23 protein-coding genes are annotated in these 24,702 nt (G+C 68.7%); 13 read left to right on the top strand and 10 right to left on the bottom strand.

Annotation, left to right across the window (positions count from 1 at the left end; genetic code table 11):
- Positions 1-2 precede the first annotated feature (2 nt).
- Positions 3-455, bottom strand: a complete 453-nt coding sequence (locus tag BAU06_RS05495; RefSeq protein ID WP_156770156.1) for a TM2 domain-containing protein — start codon at positions 453-455, stop codon at positions 3-5.
- Between the two features lie 114 nt (positions 456-569).
- Between BAU06_RS05495 and BAU06_RS05490 the strand changes: the two genes are divergently transcribed.
- The 6 genes from BAU06_RS05490 (at position 570) to ruvA (ending at position 6,107) form a co-directional block, all read left to right on the top strand.
- The gene (locus BAU06_RS05490) at positions 570-1,775 is read left to right on the top strand and encodes an FAD-dependent monooxygenase (protein ID WP_066345319.1); all 1,206 of its coding nucleotides are present in this window, start codon (positions 570-572) and stop codon (positions 1,773-1,775) included.
- A 255-nt stretch (positions 1,776-2,030) separates the two neighbouring features.
- Positions 2,031-3,056 carry a tRNA dihydrouridine synthase DusB gene (gene dusB, locus BAU06_RS05485; RefSeq protein ID WP_066345313.1) on the top strand — a complete coding sequence of 342 codons (1,026 nt, stop codon included), beginning with the start codon at positions 2,031-2,033 and terminating at the stop codon, positions 3,054-3,056.
- Positions 3,057-3,093: 37 nt separating this feature from the next.
- Positions 3,094-3,333, top strand: coding sequence for a helix-turn-helix domain-containing protein (locus tag BAU06_RS05480; RefSeq protein WP_066345312.1), 240 nt, complete (start codon positions 3,094-3,096; stop codon positions 3,331-3,333).
- 47 nt (positions 3,334-3,380) lie between these two features.
- Positions 3,381-4,970, top strand: a complete 1,590-nt coding sequence (purH, locus tag BAU06_RS05475; RefSeq protein ID WP_066345311.1) for a bifunctional phosphoribosylaminoimidazolecarboxamide formyltransferase/IMP cyclohydrolase — start codon at positions 3,381-3,383, stop codon at positions 4,968-4,970.
- The gene (ruvC, locus tag BAU06_RS05470; protein WP_066345310.1) at positions 4,970-5,521 is read left to right on the top strand and encodes a crossover junction endodeoxyribonuclease RuvC; all 552 of its coding nucleotides are present in this window, start codon (positions 4,970-4,972) and stop codon (positions 5,519-5,521) included. The genes purH and ruvC overlap by 1 nt, the downstream gene beginning before the upstream one ends.
- A gap of 13 nt (positions 5,522-5,534) precedes the next feature.
- Positions 5,535-6,107, top strand: coding sequence for a Holliday junction branch migration protein RuvA (gene ruvA / locus BAU06_RS05465; RefSeq protein ID WP_066345308.1), 573 nt, complete (start codon positions 5,535-5,537; stop codon positions 6,105-6,107).
- A 55-nt stretch (positions 6,108-6,162) separates the two neighbouring features.
- Here ruvA and BAU06_RS05460 read toward each other — a convergent pair whose 3' ends face one another.
- Both BAU06_RS05460 and BAU06_RS05455 read right to left on the bottom strand, forming a co-directional pair.
- Complete coding sequence (locus BAU06_RS05460; protein WP_066345306.1) at positions 6,163-7,095, bottom strand: complex I NDUFA9 subunit family protein; 933 nt, start codon at positions 7,093-7,095, stop codon at positions 6,163-6,165.
- Between the two features lie 74 nt (positions 7,096-7,169).
- Positions 7,170-8,135: a threo-3-hydroxy-L-aspartate ammonia-lyase gene (locus BAU06_RS05455; RefSeq protein WP_066345297.1), complete on the bottom strand. Its 966-nt coding sequence runs from the start codon at positions 8,133-8,135 to the stop codon at positions 7,170-7,172.
- A 131-nt stretch (positions 8,136-8,266) separates the two neighbouring features.
- Here BAU06_RS05455 and ruvB point away from each other — a divergent pair, with 131 nt between their 5' ends.
- Positions 8,267-9,340, top strand: coding sequence for a Holliday junction branch migration DNA helicase RuvB (ruvB, locus tag BAU06_RS05450; protein WP_066345291.1), 1,074 nt, complete (start codon positions 8,267-8,269; stop codon positions 9,338-9,340).
- 45 nt (positions 9,341-9,385) lie between these two features.
- On the opposite strand, the gene recQ is transcribed toward ruvB, so the two are convergent.
- Entirely contained in the window at positions 9,386-11,212 is a 1,827-nt protein-coding gene (recQ, locus tag BAU06_RS05445) for a DNA helicase RecQ (RefSeq protein WP_066345289.1), read from the bottom strand.
- Positions 11,213-11,315: 103 nt separating this feature from the next.
- Positions 11,316-12,665: a fimbria/pilus outer membrane usher protein gene (locus BAU06_RS05440; RefSeq protein WP_066345287.1), complete on the bottom strand. Its 1,350-nt coding sequence runs from the start codon at positions 12,663-12,665 to the stop codon at positions 11,316-11,318.
- 214 nt (positions 12,666-12,879) lie between these two features.
- On the opposite strand from BAU06_RS05440, the gene BAU06_RS05435 reads away from it, so the two are divergent.
- Positions 12,880-13,581, top strand: a complete 702-nt coding sequence (locus BAU06_RS05435; RefSeq protein ID WP_066345285.1) for a response regulator — start codon at positions 12,880-12,882, stop codon at positions 13,579-13,581.
- Positions 13,581-15,041: a sensor histidine kinase RisK gene (gene risK, locus BAU06_RS05430; protein ID WP_066345283.1), complete on the top strand. Its 1,461-nt coding sequence runs from the start codon at positions 13,581-13,583 to the stop codon at positions 15,039-15,041. The genes BAU06_RS05435 and risK overlap by 1 nt, the downstream gene beginning before the upstream one ends.
- Here the strand turns inward: risK and BAU06_RS05425 are convergent, their stop codons facing one another.
- Together BAU06_RS05425 and BAU06_RS05420 are read right to left on the bottom strand one after the other, a co-directional pair.
- A complete protein-coding gene (locus BAU06_RS05425; protein WP_066345280.1) occupies positions 15,042-16,103 on the bottom strand; it encodes a cytochrome d ubiquinol oxidase subunit II in 1,062 nt (353 codons plus the stop codon).
- Positions 16,100-17,443: a cytochrome ubiquinol oxidase subunit I gene (locus tag BAU06_RS05420; protein WP_066345278.1), complete on the bottom strand. Its 1,344-nt coding sequence runs from the start codon at positions 17,441-17,443 to the stop codon at positions 16,100-16,102. The genes BAU06_RS05425 and BAU06_RS05420 overlap by 4 nt, the downstream gene beginning before the upstream one ends.
- Positions 17,444-17,678: 235 nt before the next feature.
- Here BAU06_RS05420 and BAU06_RS05415 point away from each other — a divergent pair, with 235 nt between their 5' ends.
- The gene (locus tag BAU06_RS05415; protein ID WP_066345277.1) at positions 17,679-19,439 is read left to right on the top strand and encodes a glutamine--tRNA ligase/YqeY domain fusion protein; all 1,761 of its coding nucleotides are present in this window, start codon (positions 17,679-17,681) and stop codon (positions 19,437-19,439) included.
- A gap of 35 nt (positions 19,440-19,474) precedes the next feature.
- On the opposite strand, the gene BAU06_RS05410 is transcribed toward BAU06_RS05415, so the two are convergent.
- Complete coding sequence (locus tag BAU06_RS05410; protein WP_066345274.1) at positions 19,475-19,819, bottom strand: hypothetical protein; 345 nt, start codon at positions 19,817-19,819, stop codon at positions 19,475-19,477.
- A gap of 238 nt (positions 19,820-20,057) precedes the next feature.
- Here BAU06_RS05410 and minC point away from each other — a divergent pair, with 238 nt between their 5' ends.
- From minC to minE, 3 genes are all read left to right on the top strand, one after another.
- A complete protein-coding gene (gene minC, locus BAU06_RS25975; protein WP_082993530.1) occupies positions 20,058-21,125 on the top strand; it encodes a septum site-determining protein MinC in 1,068 nt (355 codons plus the stop codon).
- 122 nt (positions 21,126-21,247) lie between these two features.
- Positions 21,248-22,063: a septum site-determining protein MinD gene (gene minD / locus BAU06_RS05395; RefSeq protein ID WP_066345272.1), complete on the top strand. Its 816-nt coding sequence runs from the start codon at positions 21,248-21,250 to the stop codon at positions 22,061-22,063.
- A gap of 3 nt (positions 22,064-22,066) precedes the next feature.
- A complete protein-coding gene (gene minE / locus BAU06_RS05390) occupies positions 22,067-22,321 on the top strand; it encodes a cell division topological specificity factor MinE (RefSeq protein WP_066345268.1) in 255 nt (84 codons plus the stop codon).
- Between the two features lie 143 nt (positions 22,322-22,464).
- Here the strand turns inward: minE and BAU06_RS05385 are convergent, their stop codons facing one another.
- Positions 22,465-22,686 (bottom strand): glycine zipper 2TM domain-containing protein, encoded by a 222-nt coding sequence (locus tag BAU06_RS05385; protein WP_066345259.1) that lies wholly within the window; start codon positions 22,684-22,686, stop codon positions 22,465-22,467.
- A gap of 215 nt (positions 22,687-22,901) precedes the next feature.
- Positions 22,902-24,575: an energy-dependent translational throttle protein EttA gene (gene ettA, locus BAU06_RS05380; RefSeq protein ID WP_066345257.1), complete on the bottom strand. Its 1,674-nt coding sequence runs from the start codon at positions 24,573-24,575 to the stop codon at positions 22,902-22,904.
- Between the last annotated feature and the right edge of the window lie 127 nt (positions 24,576-24,702).

Raw genomic sequence — 24,702 nt, 5'->3', positions numbered from 1 at the left:
GATCACAGCACGTAGCCTTCCAGCCACCCCATGGATTGCCACACGTACACGACCACCATGGCGATGGCGAACATGCCGCAGACCGAGCCGATCAGCAAGGCGCCCAGGGCGACCAGCACCGGTCCCCAGCCGGTACGCGACGGGGTCGCCAGGCCGGGGTTGTAGGCGCGGTCGAATTTTTCATCGGCGCGCAGGCACAGCACCGCGCTCTCGATGAAACCTTCGACCATGGGGATGAAGAGCAGGAAGAAGGCCGGGTTGTCGTACCAGACGGGGAACAAACGCGTCGCGGCCAGGCATGCGATGGCATACAGGGTCAGCCAGATGGCGCCGCGCCGGCCCAGATACCACCAGTGGGCGCCCATCCAGCCGAAGAACAAGGCCAGCAGGCCGGCCCGCACCTTGGTGCGCGGCGCGCGGCGCGTCGGCTGCAAAACGGAAGAGGCTTCGGCCATGGCGGATCCCACGCGGAAAGAAGGCGTGGGGATTGTAAGCGGATCGCGGCGGCCCGGCGCATACGCATAGGCCGGCGCCGCGGCGGGCGGCGGCGCGCGGGCTAGAATTCCGGCATGAATTTTCCCGCGTATCCCCTCGTGGCCATACTGGGCGCCGGCCCGGTGGGACAGGCCCTGGCGCTGATGCTGGCGCGCGTGGTGGACGATGCATCGCGCATCGTCCTGGTCCAGGGCGCCTCACCCCCGCGGTCGCCGTCGGCGTCCACGACGGCGCCGCCACGGCCGGGCACATCCGCGCAAGGCGACCCGGACGCCCGGGTACTGGCCCTGAATCACGGCAGCCTCGTATTGCTGGAGACCCTGGACGCCCGGCCGCCGGGCGCGGCGCCCATCCATACCATCCACGTTTCCCAGCGCGGCCGCCTGGGGCGTACAGTGATCCGCGACACGGACTTCCAGGTGCCGCAACTGGGCGGCGTGGCGCCCTATCCCGCCGTGCGCGACGCGTTGGCGCAAGCCGTGGCGCGCTCCGGCGTCACCGTGGTGCACGCGCATGGGGCGCGCGTGGCCGGGCGCGAAGGCGCGGACGTCATCGTGCGGGCCCAGGACGGACAGGAAATCCGCTGCGCCGTGGCGGTCGTCTCCGACGGCGCCGCCACCGGCCAATTGCGCCGGGAATATGGCCAGGATGCGGTGCTGACGGCCGTACGCGCCGCCCGCCCGCGCGCCGGCTGGGCCTTCGAGCGCTTTACCCGCGAAGGTCCGCTCGCCCTGTTGCCCCACCCGGCGGGAAACGATTGCTATGCGGTGGTGTGGTGTTGCGCGCCCGCCCGCGCGGCCGGCCTGGCGGCCCTGGATGCGGCGGCGTTCTCGCAGGCCCTCGGCGCCGCCTTCGGCGATCGCCTGGGCCCGCTGGCCTGCATCGCCCCGCGCCATGTGTCGTCGCTGTTCCTGAGCATGCGCCGCACGCAGGTGGACGGCCGCGTGGTCGCCATCGGCAACGCCGCGCAGACCCTGCACCCGGTCGCCGGCCAGGGACTGAACCTGGGACTGCGCGATGCCGCCGCCCTGGCGCAATCGCTGGCGCCCTGGCTGCGCGATCCCGCGCGCGATCCGGCCGCGGCACTGGACGCCTTCGCGGGCGCCCGCCGCGGCGACCGCTGGCTGACCACCGCACTGACCGATCTGCTGCCACGCGTCTTCACCACCGGACTGGCGCCCGTGGAACATGCCTGCGGCCTGGCGCTGCTGGCCCTGGATCTGGCCGCGCCGCTGCGCGCGCCGCTGGCCCGGCATCTGTTGCAGGGTTGGCGTGCCTGATGGCTTGCTGGAAGGCCGGCGAACCGGGCGATGGTTCGCGCGGCGGCCAAGCCTGATGAAACGATGGCGCGCCCTCGCGCTGGCGCCCCATGCCGGAGGGACGGCGTACAGCCATGGGCGGGCATCGTGCGCATGAAAAAGTCGGCGGCCTAAGTCCTAGTCTCCACCCGCTTTCCCGGGGGCGCGCCGGCATGCGCGCGGCCACCGCCGGGACGGCGTAATCCGGGCCGTATCGGGCCCGGGTAAAATCCGCGGATGCAGATCGGCCCATGGAACCTACCCAACAACGTACTGGTCGCGCCCATGGCGGGCGTGACCGACCGGCCTTTCCGCCAATTGTGCAAACGGCTGGGGGCGGGATACGCGGTGTCCGAAATGGCGGCCAGCAACCCGCGCCTGTGGGACAGCGTCAAGACGTCGCGGCGCCTGAACCACGACGGCGAAATCGCGCCGGTCGCGGTGCAGATCGCGGGCGCCGATCCGGCCATGATGGCGGAGGCGGCGGTCTTCAATGCCGCGAAAGGCGCGCGCATCATCGACATCAACATGGGCTGCCCGGTCAAGAAGGTATGCAATGTGGCATCCGGCTCGGCGCTGCTGCGCCATGAAGACCTGGTGGCGCGCATCCTGGACGCGGTGGTCGCCGCCTGCACGCCGCTGGGCGTGCCGGTCACGCTGAAGACCCGCACCGGCTGGGACCGCGAAAACCGCAACGCCCTGCGCATCGCGCGAATGGCCGAAGACGCCGGCATCGCCGCCCTGACCCTGCACGGGCGCACGCGCGCCGATCTGTACACCGGCCAGGCCGAATACGACACCATCCGCGCCGTCAAGGCCGCCATCCGCATCCCGGTCGTGGCCAACGGCGATATCGACAGCCCCGAAAAGGCGCGCTTCGTCCTGGACTACACTGGCGCCGATGCCGTGATGATCGGTCGGGCCGCCCAGGGCCGCCCGTGGATATTCCGGGAAATCGACCACTACCTGCGCACCGGCGTCCGGCTCGACGCGCCGACCTACGGCGAAATGCGCGACCTGCTGCTCGAGCACCTGGACGACCACTACCGCTTCTACGGCGAACACACCGGCGTGCGGACGGCGCGCAAGCACATCGGCTGGTATGTCGACGGGCTGCCCGGCGCCGAGGCATTCCGTGCCGAAATGAATCGCATCGACGAGACCGCCGCGCAGGCGCGCGCCGTCGGTGCCTGGTTCGACCATTTCCCGCGCGACGGCCGGCCTGGGCAGGCCGACCGCGCGCAAACCCTGCTGGCAGCCTGAGCGCCAGTCACATAAACAAAAATAGTTGTGCCTCAACATGAGTAAAAAAGATGGTTTGGAAGAATGCGTGCGCGCCAGCCTGGAGCGCTATTTCGAGGACCTGGGCGACGCCGAGCCCCACGACATGTGGGAAATGGTGATGCGCTGCGTTGAACGGCCGGTCCTCGAGATGGCGATGGAACGGGCCGGCGGCAATCAGTCGCGCGCTTCCGAAATGCTGGGCATCACGCGCAATACCTTGCGCAAGAAGCTGCTCGCGCACAACATCCAGGTTTGATTCCTCTTCATCGCCCGCGACCCGCTTGCGCTTTCCCGACCCTTATCATGAAAATCGAAACCGCCCTGCTCTCGGTCTCCGACAAGACCGGTATTGTTGAATTCGCGCGCTCGCTGGCGGCGCGCGGCGTGCGCCTGCTGTCCACCGGCGGCACCGCCAAGCTGCTGGCCGAATCCGGCCTGCAGGTGACCGAAGTGGCCGCGCATACCGGCTCGCCCGAAATCCTGGACGGCCGCGTCAAGACCTTGCATCCCAAGATCCACGGCGGCCTGCTGGCGCGCCGCGACAGCGACGCCCACATGGCGACGCTGCGCGACCAGGGCATCGACCGCATCGACATGCTGGTCGTCAACCTGTATCCCTTCCGCGAGACCGTGGCCCGCGAAGGCTGCACCTTCGCGGACGCGGTCGAGAACATCGACATCGGCGGCCCGGCGATGCTGCGCGCGGCCGCCAAGAACCACGGCACCGAGGCCGGCGGCGTGACGGTCGTGATCGACCCGGCCGACTACACCCGCGTGCTGGCCGAGATCGACGCCAGCGGCACGACCTCGTACGCCTTGCGCCTGGCGCTGGCCACCAAGGTGTACGCGCACACCGCCGCGTATGACGGCGCCATCGCCGCCTACCTGAGCAGCCTGGCCGACACCGCGCCCGCCCAGGACGCCGCGCCGTCGCGCCATCCCTGGCCCGAGACGCTGACCATCCAGATCCGCCAGCAGCAGGCCTTGCGCTACGGCGAAAACCCGCACCAGTCGGCGGCGTTTTACGTCGATCCGCAGCGTCCCGCCGGCGTGCTGGGCAACTATCGCCAGTTGCAGGGCAAAGAGCTGTCGTACAACAACATCGCCGACGCCGACGCGGCCTGGGAGTGCGTGCGCACCTTCGACAGCGCGGCCTGCGTCATCGTGAAGCATGCCAATCCCTGCGGCGTCGCCGTGGCCGAGCATGCGCTGGAGGCCTACCGCAAGGCCTTCAAGACCGATCCCACCTCGGCCTTCGGCGGCATCATCGCCTTCAACCGCCCGGTGGACGCCGCCATGGCGGAGGCCGTCAGCGAACAATTCCTGGAGGTCCTGCTGGCGCCCGCCTATGACGGCGCCGCGCTGGCGCTGCTGGCCAAGAAGAAGAACGTGCGCGTGCTGGAAGTGCCCACGGGCGCCGGCCACAACGCCTTCGACGTCAAGCGCGTGGGCGGAGGCTGGCTGGTGCAGACGCCGGACGCCCTGGCCGTGGCGACCGATGCGCTGAAGGTCGTGACGCGCAAGCAGCCCACGGAACAGCAGATGCACGACATGCTGTTCGCCTGGAAGGTCGCCAAGTACGTCAAGTCCAACGCCATCGTGTTCTGCGCCGACGGCATGACGCTGGGCGTGGGCGCCGGCCAGATGAGCCGCGTCGATTCCGCGCGCATCGCTTCCATCAAGGCCGAAAACGCGGGGCTGACGCTGCGCGGCTCGGCCGTGGCGTCCGACGCGTTCTTCCCCTTCCGCGACGGCCTGGACGTGGTCGTCGCGGCGGGCGCCGATTGCGTGATCCAGCCCGGCGGCAGCGTGCGCGACGACGAAGTCATCGCGGCGGCCGACGAACATGGCATCGCCATGGTGCTGACGGGCACCCGGCATTTCCGCCACTGATGCGCATCCTGGGCGTCGATCCCGGCCTGCGCCGCACCGGCTTCGGCGTCATCGACGCCGAAGGCTCCCGCCTGCGCTACGTGGCCAGCGGCACGGTGGTCGTGCCGCCCGCCAACGCGCTGGCGGATCGCCTGAAGGTCATCCTGGACAACCTGCGCGACATCGTGCGCGACACGCGGCCGGATGTCGCGGCGCTGGAAATCGTGTTTCTGAATACCAATCCGGCGTCCACGCTGCTGCTGGGGCAGGCGCGCGGCGCCGCGCTTTGCGCGATGGCCGACAGCGGCCTGGCGGTGCACGAATACACGGCGCTGCAGATCAAGAAGTCGGTCGTAGGCACGGGCCGCGCGGCCAAGGAACAGGTGCAGGAGATGGTGCGCCACCTGTTGGCGCTGGACGGCCTGCCGGCCCCGGACTCGGCCGACGCCCTGGCCTGCGCGATCTGCCATGCGCACGTCGGACCGCTCGCCGACCGGCTGGCGGCCCTTAAACATCCGCTGGCTCCGGGCCGCGCGCGCATGCGCCTGCGCGGCGGACGCCTGGCGGGATAAGCGAACGACCCACATGATCGGACGAATCACCGGCACCCTTATCGAGAAATCCCCGCCCACGGTATGCGTGGACGTCAATGGCGTGGGCTACGACGTCGACGTGCCCATGAGCACGCTGTACGCCCTGCCCGAGAACGGCGCGCGCGTTTCGCTGTATACGCACCTGACGGTGCGCGAGGACGCCCACCTGCTCTATGGTTTCGCCACCGTGGCCGAACGCGCCGCCTTCCGCGAACTGGTCAAGGTCAGCGGCATCGGCGCCCGCACCGCGCTGTCCGTGCTGTCGGGACTGTCGGTGGCGGACCTGGCGCAAGCCATCACGCTGCAGGAATCGGGGCGGCTGACGCGCGTGCCGGGCATAGGCAAGAAGACCGCCGAGCGCCTGCTGCTGGAAATGCGCGGCAAGCTGGGCGCGGACATCGGCGCCACGCCGCATGCGGTATCGGACAATCAATCCGACATCCTGAATGCCCTGCTGGCCCTGGGCTACTCGGAAAAAGAATCCCTGGCCGCGCTCAAGACCTTGCCGGAAGGCGTCGGCGTATCGGATGGCATCCGCCAGGCCCTGAAGGCGCTGGTGCGCTGAACGGCGCGCCGCGACCCGGGTGCCGATCCAGGCGGCGCGCGCCGCTTGCCGCGATTCAGGCGCCGCGCGCCCGCGGGTGCGCCAGGTAAGCCGGCACCACGGCCTCCATGGCGGTGGGCACGATGCCCAGCTCTTGCGCCATGCCTTCGCGGGCGATGTTGTCGACCTTCAGGCTGTCCAGGTTGTCCGGCGTCATCAGCGGCTTGCCGGGCAGGCAGGCCAGCATCGCGGCCTGGAGACGCCCCAGGCCCATGGGGACGTTGACGACCAGCCGCGGATGGCCGCTCCATTTGGCGCACATGCCGGCGATGGCGCCAAGGGTATGCACCTGCGGCCCCGCCAGCTCGTAGACTTTGCCATAGGTGTGCGGATTGGCCACCATGGCATCGATGGAGGCCGCCACGTCTTCCACATAGACCGGCTGCATGCGGGCGTGCGCGCCCGCCAGCGGCAGCACCGGCAGCCAGCGCGCCAGGCGCGCGAACAGGTTGGTGAAGTCGTCGTCGTGCCCGAATACGACCGAAGGCCGCACGATGGTCCACGCATGGCCATCGGCGGCGGCGAAGACTTCGCGCAAGGCGGCCTCGCCATCGCCCTTGGAGCGCAGGTACATGCTGGGGCCGCCCGGATCCGCGCCCAGGGCGCTGATATGTATCATCCGCCGCACGCCATGCCGCACGCAGCCCTGGGCGATGCGGCGCGGCAGATCGACATGGGCCCGCGCGAAACCGCCGCCATAGGGACGTCCGCGGCCATCATGCAGGATGCCGACCAGATTGATGACCGCGTCGCAGTCGGCCAGCAACTGGTCCAGCGTCGCGTCGTCATGCACGTCCGACTGCGACAGGGTCACGGTGGGCACGACCTGCAGGTCGCGCCCACGCGCATACAGCCGCGTGGGCACATGGACCTGATGCTTGGCCACGCCCAGGCGCGCCACCACGTGACGGCCGATGAAGCCGCTGCCGCCGATGACAAGGATACGCATCCGCCACTCCCGGTCGATCCAAAACAGGGTCGATTCTGCGCCGCAGGCCGGGGTTGGCGCAAGCGCGCCCAGGCTCAGGAGGCCAGAAATCCGCCGTAGGCCTTCAGGTCCACATTGCCGCCGCTGATGATCACGCCCACGCGCGCGTCGCGCAGGGGCACCGCCCGATGCAGCACGGCGGCCGCGCCCAGGCAGCCGGTGGGCTCGACCACCATCTTCATCCGTTCGGCGAAGAACTTCATCGCATCCACCAGTTGCGCGTCGCTGACCGTGACGACGTCCGTGACGTGCTTCTGGATGATGGGAAACGTCAGCTCGCCCAGGTGCGTGGTCAGGGCGCCGTCGGCGATGGACTTGGGCGTCGGAATGGGAATCACATGCCCGGCGCGCAGCGATTGCTGCCCATCGTTGCCGGCTTCCGGCTCCACGCCATAGACCTTGCACGACGGGCTGAGCGCCGCCGCGGACAGCAGGGAGCCCGACAGCAGCCCGCCGCCGCCCAGGCAGACGAAGAGATAGTCCAGGTCGCCGACTTCCTCGAAAAGCTCCTTGGCCGCGGTGCCCTGGCCCGCGATGACGTCGAAATGGTCGTACGGCGGAATCAGCGTGGCGCCGGTCTCGGCCTGCAGGCGCCGCGCCACAGCTTCGCGGTCTTCCTTGTAGCGGTCGTAGGTGACGACCTTGCCGCCATAGCCTTCCGTGGCCGCGCGCTTGGCCGCGGGGGCGTCCAGCGGCATGATGATGGTGGCCGAGACGCCCTGCAGCCTTGCCGCCAGCGCGATGGCCTGCGCGTGGTTGCCCGAGGAAAACGTCAGCACGCCGGCGCGCCGCTGCTCCGGCGTGAGCCGCGCGATCGCGTTGTAGCCGCCGCGGAACTTGAAGGCCCCCATGCGCTGGTAGTTTTCGCACTTGAAGAAAACCCGTGCGCCGGCCCGCGCATCGGCGGTGGTGGAAGTCAGGACGGGCGTGCGATGCGCCGCGCCTGCCAGTCTTTCACTGGCGGCGACGACGTCGGCATAAGTGGGCAATACGCGGGACATGGAAGTTTCCTCGGCAAGGGACGGTGGCGAAAAACCGAAGGATGATAGTTCAGGCCGCGGCGTGCCGCCATCCGGGAACGGCGGCACGGACGGTGGTGTACGATAGCCGGGCTATCCACGCCGCATTCGTCATGGCCATACAGTCCGACTCCCTCTCTTCCCGCCCCGACGCCGGCCGACTGGTCGCGCCGCAGCCCGTATCGCCCAACGAGGAGTCCATCGAACGCGCCCTGCGCCCCAAGGTGCTGCGCGACTACGTGGGCCAGGACCGCGCGCGCGAACAGCTGGAGATCTTCATCGCCGCCGCGCGCAATCGCGGCGAGGCCCTGGACCACGTGCTGCTGTTCGGCCCGCCCGGCCTGGGCAAGACCACGCTGGCGCACATCATCGCCCAGGAAATGGGCGTCCAGCTGCGGCAGACTTCCGGCCCCGTCCTGGAGCGCCCGGGCGACCTGGCCGCGCTGCTCACCAACCTGGAAAGAAACGACGTCCTGTTCATCGACGAAATCCATCGCCTGTCGCCGGTGGTAGAGGAAATCCTGTACCCGGCGCTGGAAGACTTCCAGATCGATATCCTGATCGGCGAAGGGCCGGCGGCCCGCAGCGTCAAGCTGGACCTGCAGCCCTTCACCCTGGTCGGCGCCACCACCCGCGCCGGCATGCTGACCAACCCGCTGCGCGACCGCTTCGGCATCGTTTCGCGCCTGGAGTTCTATAACGCCGCGGATCTGTCGCGTATCGTGACCCGCAGCGCGGCCCTGCTGCAGGCCACCATCACGCCCGAAGGCGCCGACGAGGTCGCGCGGCGCGCGCGCGGCACGCCGCGTATCGCCAACCGCCTGCTGCGCCGCGTGCGCGACTATGCAGAGGTCAAGGCCCAGGGCCGCATCGACGCCCAGGTGGCCGGCGCCGCCTTGTCCATGCTGGAAGTCGACCCCCAGGGCCTGGACCTGATGGACCGCAAGCTGCTCGAGGCCATCGTGCACAAGTTCGACGGCGGGCCGGTCGGCGTCGACAGCCTGGCCGCCGCCATCGGCGAAGAACGCGACACCATCGAAGACGTCATCGAACCGTATCTGATCCAGCACGGCTATCTGCAACGCACGCCGCGCGGACGCATGGCCACGCAAACCACCTGGCGCCACCTGGGCCTGGCGCCTCCGGCCGGCGCGACGGCCGCCACCGGGGACCTGTTCGGCGGCTGAGCAGCAGGCCGCCACGGGCACGGCCGGGCGGCCGGCAGGGCGGGCTCAAGCGACGCCCGCCACGCACTCCAGGATTTCGTCGCCGTAGGCTTCCAGCTTGCGCGCGCCCACGCCGCTGATGCCGCCCAGCTCGTCCGCCGTCGCGGGGCGGGCCAGGGCGATTTCGCGCAAGGTGGCATCGTGGAAGATCACATAGGCGGGCACGCCGTGGTTGCGCGCGACCCCCGCGCGCCAGGCGCGCAGGGCTTCGAAGACCGGCTGGGCCTGGGCCGGCAGCTCCACGGCGGGCGCTCTTGCACGCGAGCCGGCGCTTTTGGCGGCACGCGCCGCCTTGGGCGATTCCCGCCGCAGCATCAGCTGCCGCTCGCCCTTGAGCACCGCGCGGCTGGCTTCGGTCAGGGCCAGCGTGCCGTAGCCTTCGTGATCCACGGCAAGCAGGCCCTGGGCCAGCAATTGCCGCAGCACGCCGCGCCAGGCCGAGTCCGACAGATCGGCGCCGACGCCGAACACCGACAGCGTGTCGTGCCCGTACTGGCTGACGCGGTCGGTACTCTTGCCGCGCAGGATGTCGATGATGTGGCCGGCCCCGTAGCGCTGCCCGCGCTCTTTCCAGAGCCGGTACACGGCGGACAGCACTTTCTGCGCGGCGACCGTGCCGTCCCAGGCCTGCGGCGGGTCCAGGCAGACATCGCAGTTGCCGCAGGCGGTGATGTGCTGGCCGAAATAGGCCAGCAGCCGCACGCGCCGGCACTCCACCGTCTCGCACAGGCCCAGCATGGCGTCCAGCTGTTGTCCCAGGCGGCGGCGGAAGACGTCATCGCCGGGCGATTCGTCGATCATCCGGCGCTGCTGCACCACATCCTGCAGCCCGTAGGCCAGCCATGCCGTGGCGGGCAGGCCGTCGCGGCCCGCGCGGCCGGTCTCCTGGTAGTAGCCTTCCACCGATTTGGGCAGGTCGATGTGCGCGACGAAGCGCACGTCCGGCTTGTCGATGCCCATGCCGAAGGCGATGGTGGCCACCATGACGATGCCGTCCTCGCGCAGGAAGCGCGACTGGTTGGCCGCGCGCACGGCCGCCCCCAGGCCGGCATGGTAGGGCAGCGCCTGCACGCCGTTCTCGCAGAGGAAGTCCGCGGTTTCTTCCACACGCGCGCGCGACAAGCAATAGACCACCCCGGAATCGCCGGGATGCTCGGTGCGGATCAGGTCCAGCAGCTGCTTGCGCACCTCGTTCTTTTCGACGATGCGGTAGCGGATGTTCGGCCGGTCGAAGCTGGCGACGAAATGGCGGGCCTCGTCCAGGGCCAGGCGTTGGGCGATTTCCGTGCGGGTGGCGGCCGTGGCGGTGGCCGTGAGCGCGATGCGCGGCACCTGCGGCCAGCGTTCGTGCAGCAGCGACAGGCCCATGTATTCGGGCCGGAAATCATGGCCCCACTGCGACACGCAGTGCGCCTCGTCGATGGCGAACAAGGCGATGCGGCCGCGGTCCAGCAGATCCAGGCAGCGGTCCGTCAGGAGGCGTTCGGGGGCCACGTAGAGCAGATCGAGCTCGCCGTCCAGGAAGGCGCGTTCCACGTCGCGCGCCACGCGCCAGTCCTGGGTGGAATTCAGGTAGGCCGCGCGCACGCCCAGTTCGGTGAGCGCGTCCACCTGGTCCTGCATCAGGGCGATAAGCGGCGACACGACCACGCCCGTGCCTTCGCGCACCAGCGCGGGCACCTGGTAGCACAGCGACTTGCCGCCGCCGGTAGGCATCAGCACGAGCGCATCGCCGCCCTGGATGACATGGTCGACGATGGCCTGCTGCTCGCCGCGGAAGGATTCGTAGCCGAAGACGCGCCGCAGGACTTCCAGGGCGCGCGGCTCAGACATGAAGAAAAGCCGGTAGCATCATGCGCGGCATTTTAAAGGACGGGCGGCCCTTGCCGCGGCGGGCGTGGCATCCCGGGCACGCCCGGCGGGGCGGCACGGCACCCTATCGTCCCCCCAGCGGCATGGTCAGCTGCATATTCAGGCCGTAATCGCCGCTGATGACATCGTGGTCCGCGCCCACCGCCAGCCGCACATTGGGCGAGAGCATCATGCTCTGCGAAATCCCGTACCGGCGCTCCAGCATTTCCCCGCTGGTGTCGCGCAAGCCGGAATACGTGCCGCTGAACTCGCCCCAGCCGCTGATGGGCACGCCGGCGGAGAAATTGTCGCGCCATTGGCGCGTGGCGGTCGCGCCGTCCTGGTAGCTGGAGAGATCGCCATAGCCGCTGCTAGTCATCTCGTTGGCATAGCCCAGCTTCACGGAATCGAACACCCTGACGTTGTAGCCCAGGCTGTAGCGCCAGCCCTGGTCGGTTTCGAAATGGCTTTGCGTCGCGCCGCCCTGCAGCGTTCCCCACTGCCCCAGCGAATACGTCGTGCCCAGCCCGGTAGTCGTCAGGGCGCGGGCGCTTTGCACCTGGCCCTCCAGCGTGACGTCGGGCGTCAGGCCGTAGCGCACGCTATTGCTGCCAGCCGGCGCGCCATACTGGACGGCGCCCGCCGTGAGGGCGGGATCCGTGTTGTTGATGCGTCCCCAGACCGAGGAATAGCCCAGCCTGCCTTCCGGCACCGTGGTATCGCTGCTTGTCTTCAGGTTGGAAACCTGCACGCCGCCTATGGTGGCCGCGCTGCTCCAGGCGGGCGAGAAAGGCGTCAGGCTGCCCAGCGTGACGGACGGACCATCGACGCTGCGGTAGGTCAGGCTGCGGTCGCCGAGCTGCATCCCGCCCTGCGGGGAAACGCCGGCGAACCAGGGCTTGGGCGTGCCCACGGGCCGTCCCCATTTGACCGGCGTGGTGCCGGGGGGCGGCGGCACGTAGTCCAGGGCCAGGCCGTCCATGGCCGCGTCGGCGGCGTTCCCGGCGGCGGTGGGGACGACGGCGCAGTCCAGCGGCGCGCCGTCGGCCGATGCCGTGCCCGGTTCCGGGGTGGATGGGTGTTCGGCGGGCGGAACCTCGGCGCCGCCTTCGCCCTGGCCGGACGCGGGATCGCCCGCCGGGGATGGCGGCGCTTCGCCCTGGGATGCCGGTTGGCAGGGAAGCAGTTCGGCGGTGATGTCGACCGCCCCGGGAGGCTTGACCGGCATGGGCAGCGCGGGCGCGAGCACGCCCAGCCCGCGCCCGGCCTGGGCGAGCAACACCGGCCCCCGCGCGGGATCGGCGGCGCCCGGCGCGGACAAGACGGTACTGGAAACCGGTATGGCCGGGGCGGCCAGCGCGCCGGGGTGGACGCAGCAAGCCGACACGGCGACTAGGGCGGCGCGGGATGCGTGCCGCCGGACGAAAACATGCATAAGGCCTGGTTCCGCGGGTGGTGGGGGTCGCCGTCAGGCTCGCGGCAGGTCTGGCCACAGGAGGCGCCCCCGGTCGTTACAAATCGTCCCCCTCCCGGAACGCGCCATTTTAATCGGGCCCGGGCACGCGCGTGCCGTATAGTTCCGGTCGATTTCCAATTTCAGTCCATTTCCTCCCCTTGCCCGCGGGGCCCCGGCCTCGCAATATGCGGACATGGAAACGCCTCATACCAAACTGCTGGTCGTCGACGACGACCCTGCCCTGCGGCAATTGCTGGCCGACTACCTCAACCGCCATGGCTACGACACGCTGCTGGCGCCCGACGCGGCCGACCTGCCGGCCCGCATCGCCCGCTACGCGCCCGACCTCCTGGTGCTGGACCGCATGCTGCCGGGCGGCGACGGCGCCGACGCCTGCCGCCGCCTGCGCGAACAGGGCGAGGACATCCCCGTCATCCTGCTGACGGCGCGCGACGAAGCCGTGGACCGCATCATCGGCCTGGAAGCGGGCGCCGACGACTACCTGGGCAAGCCTTTCGACCCGCGCGAACTGCTGGCCCGCATCGAGGCCGTCCTGCGCCGCAAGAAAGGGCCGTCGGCCCTGACGCGCGATGCGCCGGTCAACTTCGGTCCTTTCGTCTTCGAACCCGCCACCCGCCAGCTGCTGCGCGATGGCGTGGCCGTCAAGCTGACCGGTGGCGAAATCAACCTGCTGGAAGCGCTGGTGCGCAACGCCGGCAAACCGCTGTCGCGCGAACGCCTGCTGGCGCTGGCCCGCGACGACGATGCCGGCGAGCGCAACGACCGCGCCATCGACATCGCCATCCTGCGCCTGCGCCGGGCCATCGAGGACGACCCCAAGCAGCCGCGCTGGATCCAGACCGTATGGGGCATCGGCTATCGCTTCTCGCCGTGATGAAGTTCTCGCCCAGGTCCCTGCTGCCGCATTCGCTGCGTACCCGCCTGATCCTGCTGGTCCTGGGCTGCATGCTGGTGGCCCAGGCCGGCACGCTGGCCGTGGGCTCGCACTACCGCCATCGCTTCGTCGACGACGTGGTCATGGACTACATCGTCACCACGATACGCACGCTGCGCGCGGCGGTGTCGGAAGTCCCGGCCGAAGACCGCGCCGGTTTCGTGCGCGATGCCTCCGGCGGCCAATGGCATTTGTGGGCGCGCACCTTGCCCGCCGAGGCCCAGCTGGCGCGTTTCCATGGCGGCGGACTGCCGCCGCCGCCCCCGCGCGACGGTCCGTCCACCGGCGAACGCGATGCCAGGCTGGCGGAAATGCGGGAATACCGCCGCACCCGCCCGGATGGCCCCGACGATATCCGCCGCGACCTGCGCGGCCTGGTGCGCCAGTTGAACGAGCGGCTGAACGACGGCACCCGGGTCGCCCTCTCGCGCGGGCCCCGCCCCGAGGTTTTCATCTCGCTGGCCCCCAACCCCACCAGCGAGGACACGCCGCAATTGCGGGAGTGGCTGGTGATCCCGCTGGACCGCCTGGATCCGCCGCTGGCCACGCCCATGATCATTACCTGGCTGGCCGTGTTCGGCGTGGTGCTGATACTGGCCGGCGGCTTTTCGTGGCACATCACGCGGCCCATCACCCGGCTGGCCGAGGCCGCGGACAAACTGGCCGCCGGGCAGCCGCAGCGCGTGGAGCCCTCCGGCCCGCACGAAACGCGGGTGCTGGGCGAGCGCTTCAACGCGATGCTGGATGCCCTGCAGGAATCCGAATCCGTGCGGCGCACCCTGCTGGCCGGCCTGCCGCACGACTTGAAGGCGCCGCTGTCGCGCATGTGGCTGCGCATCGAAATGTCGGACGACGCGGCCCTGACGGAAGGGCTGCGCAAGGACCTGCGCGACATGCAATATATGGTGGACCAGTTCATCGGCTTCGTGCGCGGCACGGATCCGGCAGGCTACCGCTATGCGCCCGTGCCGCTGGGCGAATGGCTGGCCGAACGGGTGCAGGGTTGGCAGGGCGCGGGCTCGCCGGTGACCTTGCGCATCGACAGCGATCAACCCATGACCGTGCAAGGCGACGCGGTCGCGCTGGCGCGCCTGCTCGACAACCTGGTGGCCAATGCGCTGCACCACGGCGCGCCGCCGATCGAGGTATCGCTGGCCGAACAGGACGGCAAGGCCGTGCTGTCGGTCTCGGATCATGGCGCCGGCATCCCCGCCGACCGGCGGGCCGAGGCGCTGCGCCCCTTCGCCCGGCTGGACGATGCGCGTACCCGCACCGGCAATGTGGGCCTGGGACTGGCCCTGGCCGACGCCATCGCCCGCGCCCATGGCGGAAGCCTGACGCTGGGCACGGCGCCGGGGGGCGGCTTGTGCGTGGAAATCACCCTGCCGCTGCAGGCCTGATCAGCGGGACCCCGGCAATCCGTCCGGCACCGGGCGGCCGCGCCTGGCCTTGCCGAACACCGACCGGTAGGCCAGGATGTTGAAGACCAGGATCAGCGGGATGGCGACGATGGCGCCGGACAGCACCAGGCGCATCGACCCCAGCGAGGCCGCGCCATCCCACACGGTCATGTCGTCCAGGATCAGGAAGGGAAACAGGCTGTACGCCAGGCCGCCCAGCATCAGCAGGAACAGACCGACGCAGGTCACGAAAGGCACCCAGCTGAAGCGCTCGGCGTGGCGCGGCAGCCGGGTCAGCACCATCTCGGTACCGACGAAACCCAGCAGCATGGCCAGCCACACCGCGACGGCCGGGCCCAGGTGCGACAGGTTGCTCCATTTGTAGAAGATCCCGGCGTTGGCCAGCCCCAGGGTGACGGCGATCGCCACCATGCCGGCCGCCGTCCAGCGGATCGCATGGCGGGCCCAATGCACCGCGCGCCGCTGCAGGTCGCCATCGACCCGCATTGTCAGCCAGGTCGCGCCCAGCAGGACGTAGGCCGCCACGGCGCACAGGCCGACGAACAGGGAAAATCCGTGATAGCCGGCCGTATTCTGGTAGCCGGTGGCGATGCGGCCCAGCGCCATGCCCTGGCCGAAGGCCGTCATCAGCGAGCCTATCCAGAATGCGGTGACCCAGCGCGGCTTGGATTCGGTGCGGGCGCGCAAGCGGAACTCGTACGACACGCTGCGCAGCACCACGCCCAGGACCATCAGCGTCAATGGCGCGTAGAGCTGCCCCAGCACGGTCCCCCAGGCAAAAGGAAAGGCCGCGGCGAACAGCCCCACTCCCAGCAACAGCCAGAACTCGTTGGCGTCGCGCCAGGGACTGAGCAGCGTCATCATGCGGCCGCGCTCTTCCGCGGGCGCCAGCTGCAGCAGGATGCCCACGCCCAGGTCGAAGCCGTCCAGCACGGTGCCCGCCACCACCAGCACGAACAGCATACCCATGAACACCAGCGGCATCCAGAAAGAGGGATCGTCGGGACTCAGGCCCAGCGAAGCGGCGAGCGTGGCGATCATGGCGCAGCCCCCGCCATCTTGCGTACCGGCACGACGCCATAGCGCGCGGCATGAAACAGCATGCGCACGAAAGCCGCGAACAGCACGCCGTACAGCGCCGCGTAGCCCAGCGTGCCGTAGAACAGCGAGCGCGGCGAGGCCGTGCCCAGGATTTCCGTCTGGGTGACGGCGCCATTGACGGCATAGGGCTGCATGCCGACCATGGTGAACACCCAGCCGAACACCACCAGCGCCGCGCCGGAAAACGTCATCAGCGCCAGCGCGCGCAGCCATCGGCGCGACAGGTGCGAGGGATCGAAGCCGCTCTTGCGCAGCCTGAACAGGGTCGCCCATGCGACGCAGGCCATCGCCAGCGCCAGGATCGCCACGATGCGTGCCGACCAGAACGTCAGTAGCACCGGGGGCTGCATATTGGCGTAGTTTTCGAGCGCCAGGAAATGGCCGTTGACATTACGGCCCAGCCAGCGGGCCGCCGCGCCGGACAGCGTCCATGCCGCGCGGTTGGTTTCGGTCTCCGCATCCGGCCACCCCAGCACGACCAGGTCGGGCGCGGCGCCTTCGTGCCAATAGGCCAGCGCGGCCGCGGCCTTGGCGGGCTGGTAATGGGCGATGAGCTTGCCCATGCCGGCGCCGACCGGCGCCAGCAGCACCACGGCGATGCACGCCAGGCCCAGCGCGGCGCGGAATCCCAGGCGTTCGCCGTCGTCCAGGGGACGGCGCAGGCCCTGCCAGGCGGTAATGCCCATGATCAGGAAGGCCGCGGTCAACAGGGCTCCCAGCACCGTGGCCCCTATCGTCCACCCCAGCGAGGGATTGAAAACCACCTTGGCCCAATCGTAGATCTGGAAGCGGCCGTCGATGGCGACCGCACCGTCCGGCGTCTGCGTCCACGACACCAGCGCCAGCACCCAGAACGCGGTGGCCAGATGGCCCAGCGCCACCATCAGCACCGACAGGGTGTGCACGGCCTCCGACACGCGGCGTTGCCCGAAAAGCATGACGCCCAGGAAGCACGACTTCAGGGCGAACACCGACAGCACCGCGAACCCCAGCAGCGGCCCCGCGACATTGCCGATCTTGTCCATCAGCCCGGACCACACGGTGCCCAGCTGCAACAGCACCGGCACGCCCGAAGCCAGCGCCAGCACGAAGGCCAGGGCGAAGATCCGCACCCAGAAGCGATAGGCCGCGGTCCAGCCGGCGTTGCCGCTGGCGCGGGCGCGCAGCTTGAAATACAGCAACAGCCAGGACAGGGCCAGCGCCAGCGCCATGAAAAGCGCGACGAACGCCAGGCAGGCAATGAATTGCAGACGTCCCAGGAATAAAGGGGGGATGCTCATGGTGGGCGCTAGTTTAGACGCACTTTAGGGACGCCGAGCCCACCCGCCCGCCAGCCTGGCGCCGGCCGGGGCCGGCCGGGCCCCGGCGACCGCGGCGGCGGGCCGGGACGCGCGCGGAACCGCCCGCCAGCCGAGGATGCGGCCCGGTGCGGGCGCCCAGCCATGCCGGTCCAGGGGCGCGCGGGCCCGAACGTGGCAAAATTGTCCCTTTGCCGCCGCCATTTCCCCGCACAGCATGACCAACGCTCCCCCGCCCCCCGCCGCTCCGAACTTCCTGCGGCACATCATCGAAGCCGATCTCAAGGCCGATCGCTTCAAGGACAAGCATTGGGCCGGCGTTCCCGGTCCGGCGGCGGTGCAGGCCCAGGGTGGCCTGGATCCGGCGCGCATCCGCACGCGCTTCCCGCCCGAGCCCAACGGCTACCTGCATATCGGCCACGCCAAGAGTATTTGCGTGAACTTCGGGCTGGCGCGCGACTACGGCGGCACCTGTCACCTGCGCTTCGACGACACCAATCCCGAAAAGGAAGACCAGGAATATGTCGATGCCATCATCGACGCGGTCCGCTGGCTGGGCTTCGACTGGAAAGGCGCGGACGGCCGCGAACAGCTGTATTTCGCCAGCGACTACTTCGACACCATGTACGCGTTCGCGCAGGCCCTCATTCGCGCCGGCTACGCCTACGTCGACCAGCAGTCGCCGGAAGAAATCCGCGCCAACCGCGGCACGCTGACCGAAGCGGGCAAGAACTCGCCATGGCGCGACCGGCCGGCCCAGGAATCCCTGGACCTGCTGGCGGAAATGCGCGACGGCAAGCACCCGGACGGCAGCATGGTGCTGCGCGCGCGCATCGACATGGCCTCGCCCAACATCAACCTGCGCGACCCGGTCATCTATCGCGTGCGCCATGCCACGCACCACCGCACGGGCGACAAGTGGTGCATCTATCCGATGTACACCTGGGCGCATCCCATCGAGGACGCGCTGGAAGGCATCACGCACAGCATCTGCACCCTGGAATTCGAAGACCAGCGTCCCTTCTACGACTGGACGCTGGACCGGCTGGCCGAGCTGGGCCTGCTGGCCCGGCCGCTGCCGCACCAATACGAGTTCGCCCGCCTGAACCTGACCTACGTGGTCACCAGCAAGCGCAAGCTGCTGCAGCTGGTGCGCGACGGCCACGTCGATGGCTGGGACGATCCCCGCATGCCTACCCTGTTCGGCATGCGGCGCCGCGGCTATCCTGCGTCCGCCATCCGGCTGTTCTGCGACCGCACCAGCATTTCCAAGTCCGACTCGCGCATCGACTACAGCCTGCTGGAAGCCGCGGTACGCGACGAACTCGATCCCGTCGCGCCGCGTTCGGTGGCCGTGCTGCAGCCCCTGAAGCTGGTCATCACCAATTACCCGGAAGACCGCGTCGAGATGTGCACCGCGCCGCGCAATCCGCACGACCCGGCGCAGGGCCAGCGCGAGTTTCCCTTCTCGCGCACCCTATGGATAGAGCAGGACGACTTCCGCGAAGACCCGCCCAAGAAGTATTTCCGCCTGTTCCCCGGCAACACCGTACGGCTGAAGTACGGCTACGTCGTGCGTTGCACCGGCTTCGTGAAGGACGAGCAGGGCAAGGTCGTGGAAGTCCACGCGGAATACCTGCCGGAAACGCGCAGCGGCACCCCCGGCGCGGACAGCGTGAAGGTCAAGGGCAACATCACCTGGGTCAGCGCGGCCCATGCGGTCGGCGCCACCATACAGCTGTACGACCGCCTGTTCGCCGATCCGCATCCCGATGCCGGCGATAAGGACTTCATCGCCGCGCTGAACCCGGACTCCCGCAAGACGGTGCAGGCCTGGCTGGAGCCGGGTACCGAGCTGGTCCCGGGCGTCACGTGGCAATTCGAACGGTTGGGGTATTTCACCCTGGACAGCGTCACCTCGACGCCGGAAAAACCCATCCTGAACCGCGTCGTCACGCTCAAGGACGCCTGGACCTGAGACGGCGGGCCGGCGGCCTCCCGCGGCATCCATCGTCAGAGGCGGCGCCGGCCAGGATCCGGATCCAGGTTCGCGGGGCCCGACGCCGCGTCATCGGGCCGGTCGGTGGGCGGCGCGGTCACGGTATTGGACGGCAGCAGGCCCTTGCGTTGCGCGTCCTTCAAGGGCCGGCCGGCGTCCTCCGGCTTGCCGTCCGGCTTGCCGTCCGGCACCGACATGGCATCGTCCCCGGGCTTCCGGTCCCTATCGTCATGGACCGTCAGCTCCTGGTCCGGCAAGGCGCCGGCATCGGGATCGTAACCCTTCTCCAGGGTGCGCAGTTCCTCTTCTTCCTGCCCGCTCAGGCCCGTGGGGCGCCGCGGCGCGGTTCGGTTCGTCATGGAATCCTCCTGTCCTGGCCACTACGGCATTGCCGCGGTCGCGCAAGGCTTGTGCCCGGTACGGCCCGGGCCGCATGCGTCCCGCGCTGGCGCGGTCGCCGGGCCATGGGCGCCGGCGCGCGCGGCGCGGCACAGGGATGTTCCGCTCCCTGTTCCCGTGTTTGGCGCCGGGGCGCCTCGGTTATCATCCCCGACGTTCCTGTCACCGCGGTCCCGCCGCGGTCTTTTCGCAGCCAAGATGACTTCAGATTCCCTTGCCCTGGACTTCAAAAGCGCCACGCTGTATGCCGTGCGTGTCGTGTTGCATAGCGCCGATATCGGGCGGCTGACCGCCGCCCTGGACAAGCGCATGGCGGACGCGGGCAGCTTTTTCGAGAACGAACCGGTGGTCATCGACGCCAGCCGCGTCGATGCGCCCGTGGACTGGCCGGCGCTGCTGGCGGCGCTGCGCGGACATAATCTGCCGCCCATCGGCGTGGTGGCCGAAGGCGACAATCTGCAAGCCGCCAGGGCGGCGGGCCTAGTCCCTGTCGAACTGTCCACGCCGCCGACGCGATCCGCACCCGCGGACGCCGGCAACGCCGCCCCGCCCCTGCCCACCCAGCCCGCCGCCGCCTTGACGGCCGCGCCCGCGCCGCAAGCCACGGACGAGACCACGCCGGCCGCGGATGCGGGCCCCACCACGGGCACGGGCACAGCCACGTCAGGCGGCGATGCCGCGGCCACCGCGTCTTCCCCCGGCGACGCCGAGGCAGCCGCCTCCCCGGCCGGCAGTCCAGGCGCCACGAAGCCGGGCCCCACGCCCGCCGCATCCGCCGCCGTGGAAGGCAGCGTCGGCGGCCCCGCCCAGCTTGGCCAAGCCGGCGGCGCCGCCGGTACGGCGCCGGGCCGTTCCCGCGAGCCCCTGCCGTCGCGGGCCGCGCGCGAAACCACTTCCTCCGCCTCGCCCACGCCCGCCGATCCGCAATCGTCGTCCGCCCTGGTGATCAGCCGTCCCCTGCGTTCGGGCCAGCGCGTCTACGCGCGCCACACCGACCTGGTGGTGATCGGGATGGTCAGCCCCGGCGCCGAAGTCATCGCCGACGGCAATGTCCATGTCTACGGTCCGCTGCGCGGCAAGGCCATGGCCGGCGCGCGCGGCGACACATCGGCGCGTATTTTCACGACGCATCTGGACGCCGAACTCCTGGCCGTGGCGGGCGTATATCGCGTGGTGGAGGACAAGCTCGATGCCACGCTGCATGGGCAAGCCGCGCTGATACGCCTGGATGGCGACACTTTGCGTATTGAAGCGCTGAAAGCGTGACGGACCCCTGACGGGGACTTGGTGACCAACGGTTGCCAACAGGCGTTGAAGAAGCGCTAAACCCGCGGATTTGTTTTACGATACTGCGATTTATCTGCTCAGGACATAAGGGTTCTATCGACATGACGCGTACTGTTGTGGTCACTTCCGGCAAGGGCGGGGTGGGCAAGACGACTACCAGCGCCAGTTTTTCTTCCGGCCTCGCGATGCGCGGACACAAGACCGCCGTGATCGACTTCGACGTAGGCCTGCGCAACCTGGACCTGATCATGGGATGCGAACGTCGCGTGGTGTACGACTTCGTCAATGTCATCCAGGGGGAAGCCTCGCTGAAGCAGGCCTTGATCAAGGACAAGCAGCTCGAGAACCTGTTCGTGCTGCCCGCCTCGCAAACGCGCGACAAGGACGCATTGACGCAGGAAGGCGTGGGCAAGGTCATCGAAGACTTGAAAGAGATGGGCTTCGACTACATCGTCTGCGATTCGCCCGCGGGTATCGAAACCGGCGCCTTGCTGGCGGCCTACTATGCCGACGACGCGCTGGTCGTCACCAACCCCGAAGTCTCGTCGGTCCGCGATTCGGACCGCATCCTCGGCATCCTGGCGGCCAAGTCCAAGCGCGCGATCGAGGGCGACGAGCCCGTCAAGGAATTCCTGCTGTTGACGCGCTACAACCCCAAGCGCGTGTCCGAAGGCGAAATGCTTTCGCTGACCGACATCGAGGACATCCTGCGCATCAAGCTGATCGGCGTCATTCCCGAATCCGAATCGGTGCTGCAAGCATCCAACCAGGGCCTGCCGGCGATCCACCTGAAAGACACCGACGTGGCCGAAGCCTACAAGGATGTGGTGGCCCGCTACCTGGGCGAGGAGCGTTCGCTGCGTTTTACCGACTATGCGAAGCCCGGTTTCCTGAAACGCATATTCGGAGGCAAGTAATCGATGTCCCTTCTGTCCTTTTTCCTCGGCCAGAAAAAGTCTTCCGCCAGCGTTGCCAAGGAGCGTCTGCAGATCATCCTGGCGCACGAGCGTTCGGGACGCGACGGCTCGCCTGACTACCTGCCGCAACTGCAGCAGGAGCTGATCGCCGTCATCTCGAAATACGTGAAGATCAATCCGGACGACATCAAGGTGCACCTGGAACGCCAGGACACCCTGGAGATCCTGGAGGTCAAGATCGAAATGCCGCAGGCCTAGGGCCGGCGCGTTTCCGTCGCAGGCACACGAAAAGCCCGCCCGGCGCGATAGCGCGGGGCGGGCTTTTTTCCTTGCTTGCGCCGGCCCGGATGGCCATGCGGCCGGGCCGGGGGACGGGGGGTTGCAGGCGCTGCGCGGCGGGCTTACTTGCCGACCTGGTTGCCGATGACGCCACCTATGGCCGCGCCACCGACGGTGCCCAGCACGCCACCGTTGGTGATGACGGCACCGGCGACGCCGCCGATACCGGCGCCCGTCACCGTGGCTTTCTGGCGATGGCTCATGCCGTCCCAGGTGGAACATCCCGCGGCGGACAGGCTAAGCAGGGTAACCGCGCACAGCTTGGTCAGGGTTTGGATTTTCATGATTTTTCCTCCAGACATCGGAGTTGCTCCGGCGATATGAACCTTGCCGCGCGCCTCCGGCGATGCCGTCATGGACGACAAATCCAGCATTGCAAATCGCATGCCCCAGCGGTGTGAAGATTGCCCAGCAGTTGTGTCAAGACGTTCAGTTCCACGCAAGGACAGGCGCGCGGTGTTGCCGCGCGCCTGGCTTGTTTGACGATACGTAACGCCGGTTACTTCAAGGGCTTGTAGCGCAGGCGCTTCGGCTTGGCGCCTTCCTCGCCCAGGCGACGGCGCTTGTCGGCTTCGTATTCCTGGTAATTGCCGTCGAAGAACACGACCTGCGAATCGCCCTCGAAGGCCAGGATGTGCGTGGCGATACGGTCCAGGAACCAGCGGTCGTGGCTGATCACCATGACGCTGCCCGGGAATTCCAGCAGGGCGTCTTCCAGAGCGCGCAGCGTTTCCACGTCGAGGTCGTTGGACGGTTCATCCAGCAACAGCAGGTTGCCGCCGGAAATCAGCGTCTTGGCCAGATGTAGCCGCCCACGCTCGCCGCCCGATAGCTGGCCCACGATCTTGTTCTGGTCGCCGCCCTTGAAATTGAAGCGGCCCAGATAGGCGCGCGAGGACATCTCGAACTTGCCGACGGTCAGCACATCGGCGCCGTCGGACACCGCGTCGAACACCGTTTTGCTGTCGGCCAGGGAGTCTCGCGATTGATCCACATAGGCAAGCTTGACCGTCTTGCCGACCGTGACCGTGCCCGAATCCGGCTGCTCGCGCCCGGCCAGCATGCGGAACAGCGTGGACTTGCCGGCGCCGTTGGGGCCGATGATACCGACGATGGCGCCCGGCGGCACCTTGAAGCTGAGGTTGTCGATCAGCAGGCGGTCGCCATAGGCCTTGCTGACATTGCTGAACTCCACGACCTCGTTGCCCAGGCGCTCGCCGACGGGAATGAAGATTTCCTGCGTTTCATTGCGCTTTTGGTATTCGTACGAAGACAGTTCCTCGAAACGCGCCATGCGGGCCTTGGCCTTGGCCTGGCGGCCCTTGGGGTTCTGGCGCACCCACTCCAGTTCTTTCTTGATGGTTTTCTGGCGCGCGGATTCGGAGGCCTCTTCCTGCTTGAGGCGGGCTTCCTTCTGTTCCAGCCAGGAGCTGTAGTTTCCCTTCCACGGGATGCCGTGGCCGCGGTCGAGTTCCAGTATCCATTCGGCGGCGTTGTCCAGGAAATAGCGGTCGTGCGTCACGCCGACGACCGTGCCCGGGAATTTCTGCAGGAACTGCTCCAGCCATTCGACGCTTTCGGCGTCCAGGTGGTTGGTGGGCTCGTCCAGCAGCAGCATGTCGGGCTTGGACAGCAGCAGGCGGCACAGCGCGACGCGGCGCTTTTCGCCGCCCGACAGGTGTTCCACCGAGGCGTCCCATGGCGGCAGGCGCAGGGCATCGGCGGCGATTTCCATCTGGTGTTCGATGTCGTCGGCGCCGCTGCTGGCGGCGGCCGCGATGATGGCTTCCAGCTCGGCCTGCTCGGCGGCCAGCTTATCGAAATCGGCGTCGGGCTCGGCATACGCCGCGTAGACCTCGTCCAGGCGCTTGCGCGCGGCGACGACGGCGCCCAGGCCTTCTTCCACGGCCTGCCGGACGGTATGCGCGGGATTCAGCTGCGGTTCCTGCGGCAGGTAGCCGATATTCAGGCCGGGCATGGGAATCGCTTCGCCCTCGATGTCCTTGTCGACGCCGGCCATGATCTTGAGCAAGGTGGACTTGCCCGAGCCGTTCAGGCCCAGCACGCCGATCTTGGCGCCGGGAAAAAAAGACAGCGAAATGTCGCGCAGGATCTGCCGCTTCGGCGGCACGATCTTGCCGACGCGGTTCATGGTGTAGACGTATTGAGCCATGGGGTCTTTTTTGAGAATGTCCGATCGAACAGGGATTGTAGGGCGTGTCGGCCCGCGCGGGCGACGGCAAGCGCGGCGATATCCGCGCAGTACGATCAACGGCCGAAAGAAAAAGCAGGGACGGCAC

Source organism: Bordetella bronchialis (assembly GCF_001676705.1).
Classification (GTDB): Bacteria; Pseudomonadota; Gammaproteobacteria; order Burkholderiales; family Burkholderiaceae_B; genus Bordetella_C; species Bordetella_C bronchialis.
Note: the sequence above shows the minus strand (reverse complement) of the source record. Positions and strands in the feature narration are given on the sequence as shown.

Excerpts from the sequence above, each read along its gene's own strand:
- BAU06_RS05385 (WP_066345259.1), bottom strand. The coding sequence starts at position 22,686 with ATGAAAATCCAAACCCTGACCAAGCTGTGCGCGGTTACCCTGCTTAGC.
- minE (WP_066345268.1), top strand. The coding sequence starts at position 22,067 with ATGTCCCTTCTGTCCTTTTTCCTCGGCCAGAAAAAGTCTTCCGCCAGC.
- ruvC (WP_066345310.1), top strand. The coding sequence starts at position 4,970 with ATGCGCATCCTGGGCGTCGATCCCGGCCTGCGCCGCACCGGCTTCGGC.
- ruvB (WP_066345291.1), top strand. The coding sequence starts at position 8,267 with ATGGCCATACAGTCCGACTCCCTCTCTTCCCGCCCCGACGCCGGCCGA.
- dusB (WP_066345313.1), top strand. The coding sequence starts at position 2,031 with ATGCAGATCGGCCCATGGAACCTACCCAACAACGTACTGGTCGCGCCC.
- BAU06_RS05410 (WP_066345274.1), bottom strand. The coding sequence starts at position 19,819 with ATGACGAACCGAACCGCGCCGCGGCGCCCCACGGGCCTGAGCGGGCAG.
- ettA (WP_066345257.1), bottom strand. The coding sequence starts at position 24,575 with ATGGCTCAATACGTCTACACCATGAACCGCGTCGGCAAGATCGTGCCG.
- BAU06_RS05425 (WP_066345280.1), bottom strand. The coding sequence starts at position 16,103 with ATGATCGCCACGCTCGCCGCTTCGCTGGGCCTGAGTCCCGACGATCCC.
- minD (WP_066345272.1), top strand. The coding sequence starts at position 21,248 with ATGACGCGTACTGTTGTGGTCACTTCCGGCAAGGGCGGGGTGGGCAAG.
- minC (WP_082993530.1), top strand. The coding sequence starts at position 20,058 with ATGACTTCAGATTCCCTTGCCCTGGACTTCAAAAGCGCCACGCTGTAT.
- recQ (WP_066345289.1), bottom strand. The coding sequence starts at position 11,212 with ATGTCTGAGCCGCGCGCCCTGGAAGTCCTGCGGCGCGTCTTCGGCTAC.
- BAU06_RS05490 (WP_066345319.1), top strand. The coding sequence starts at position 570 with ATGAATTTTCCCGCGTATCCCCTCGTGGCCATACTGGGCGCCGGCCCG.
- BAU06_RS05480 (WP_066345312.1), top strand. The coding sequence starts at position 3,094 with ATGAGTAAAAAAGATGGTTTGGAAGAATGCGTGCGCGCCAGCCTGGAG.
- purH (WP_066345311.1), top strand. The coding sequence starts at position 3,381 with ATGAAAATCGAAACCGCCCTGCTCTCGGTCTCCGACAAGACCGGTATT.
- BAU06_RS05420 (WP_066345278.1), bottom strand. The coding sequence starts at position 17,443 with ATGAGCATCCCCCCTTTATTCCTGGGACGTCTGCAATTCATTGCCTGC.
- BAU06_RS05435 (WP_066345285.1), top strand. The coding sequence starts at position 12,880 with ATGGAAACGCCTCATACCAAACTGCTGGTCGTCGACGACGACCCTGCC.
- BAU06_RS05495 (WP_156770156.1), bottom strand. The coding sequence starts at position 455 with ATGGCCGAAGCCTCTTCCGTTTTGCAGCCGACGCGCCGCGCGCCGCGC.
- risK (WP_066345283.1), top strand. The coding sequence starts at position 13,581 with ATGAAGTTCTCGCCCAGGTCCCTGCTGCCGCATTCGCTGCGTACCCGC.
- BAU06_RS05415 (WP_066345277.1), top strand. The coding sequence starts at position 17,679 with ATGACCAACGCTCCCCCGCCCCCCGCCGCTCCGAACTTCCTGCGGCAC.
- BAU06_RS05440 (WP_066345287.1), bottom strand. The coding sequence starts at position 12,665 with ATGCATGTTTTCGTCCGGCGGCACGCATCCCGCGCCGCCCTAGTCGCC.
- BAU06_RS05455 (WP_066345297.1), bottom strand. The coding sequence starts at position 8,135 with ATGTCCCGCGTATTGCCCACTTATGCCGACGTCGTCGCCGCCAGTGAA.
- BAU06_RS05460 (WP_066345306.1), bottom strand. The coding sequence starts at position 7,095 with ATGCGTATCCTTGTCATCGGCGGCAGCGGCTTCATCGGCCGTCACGTG.
- ruvA (WP_066345308.1), top strand. The coding sequence starts at position 5,535 with ATGATCGGACGAATCACCGGCACCCTTATCGAGAAATCCCCGCCCACG.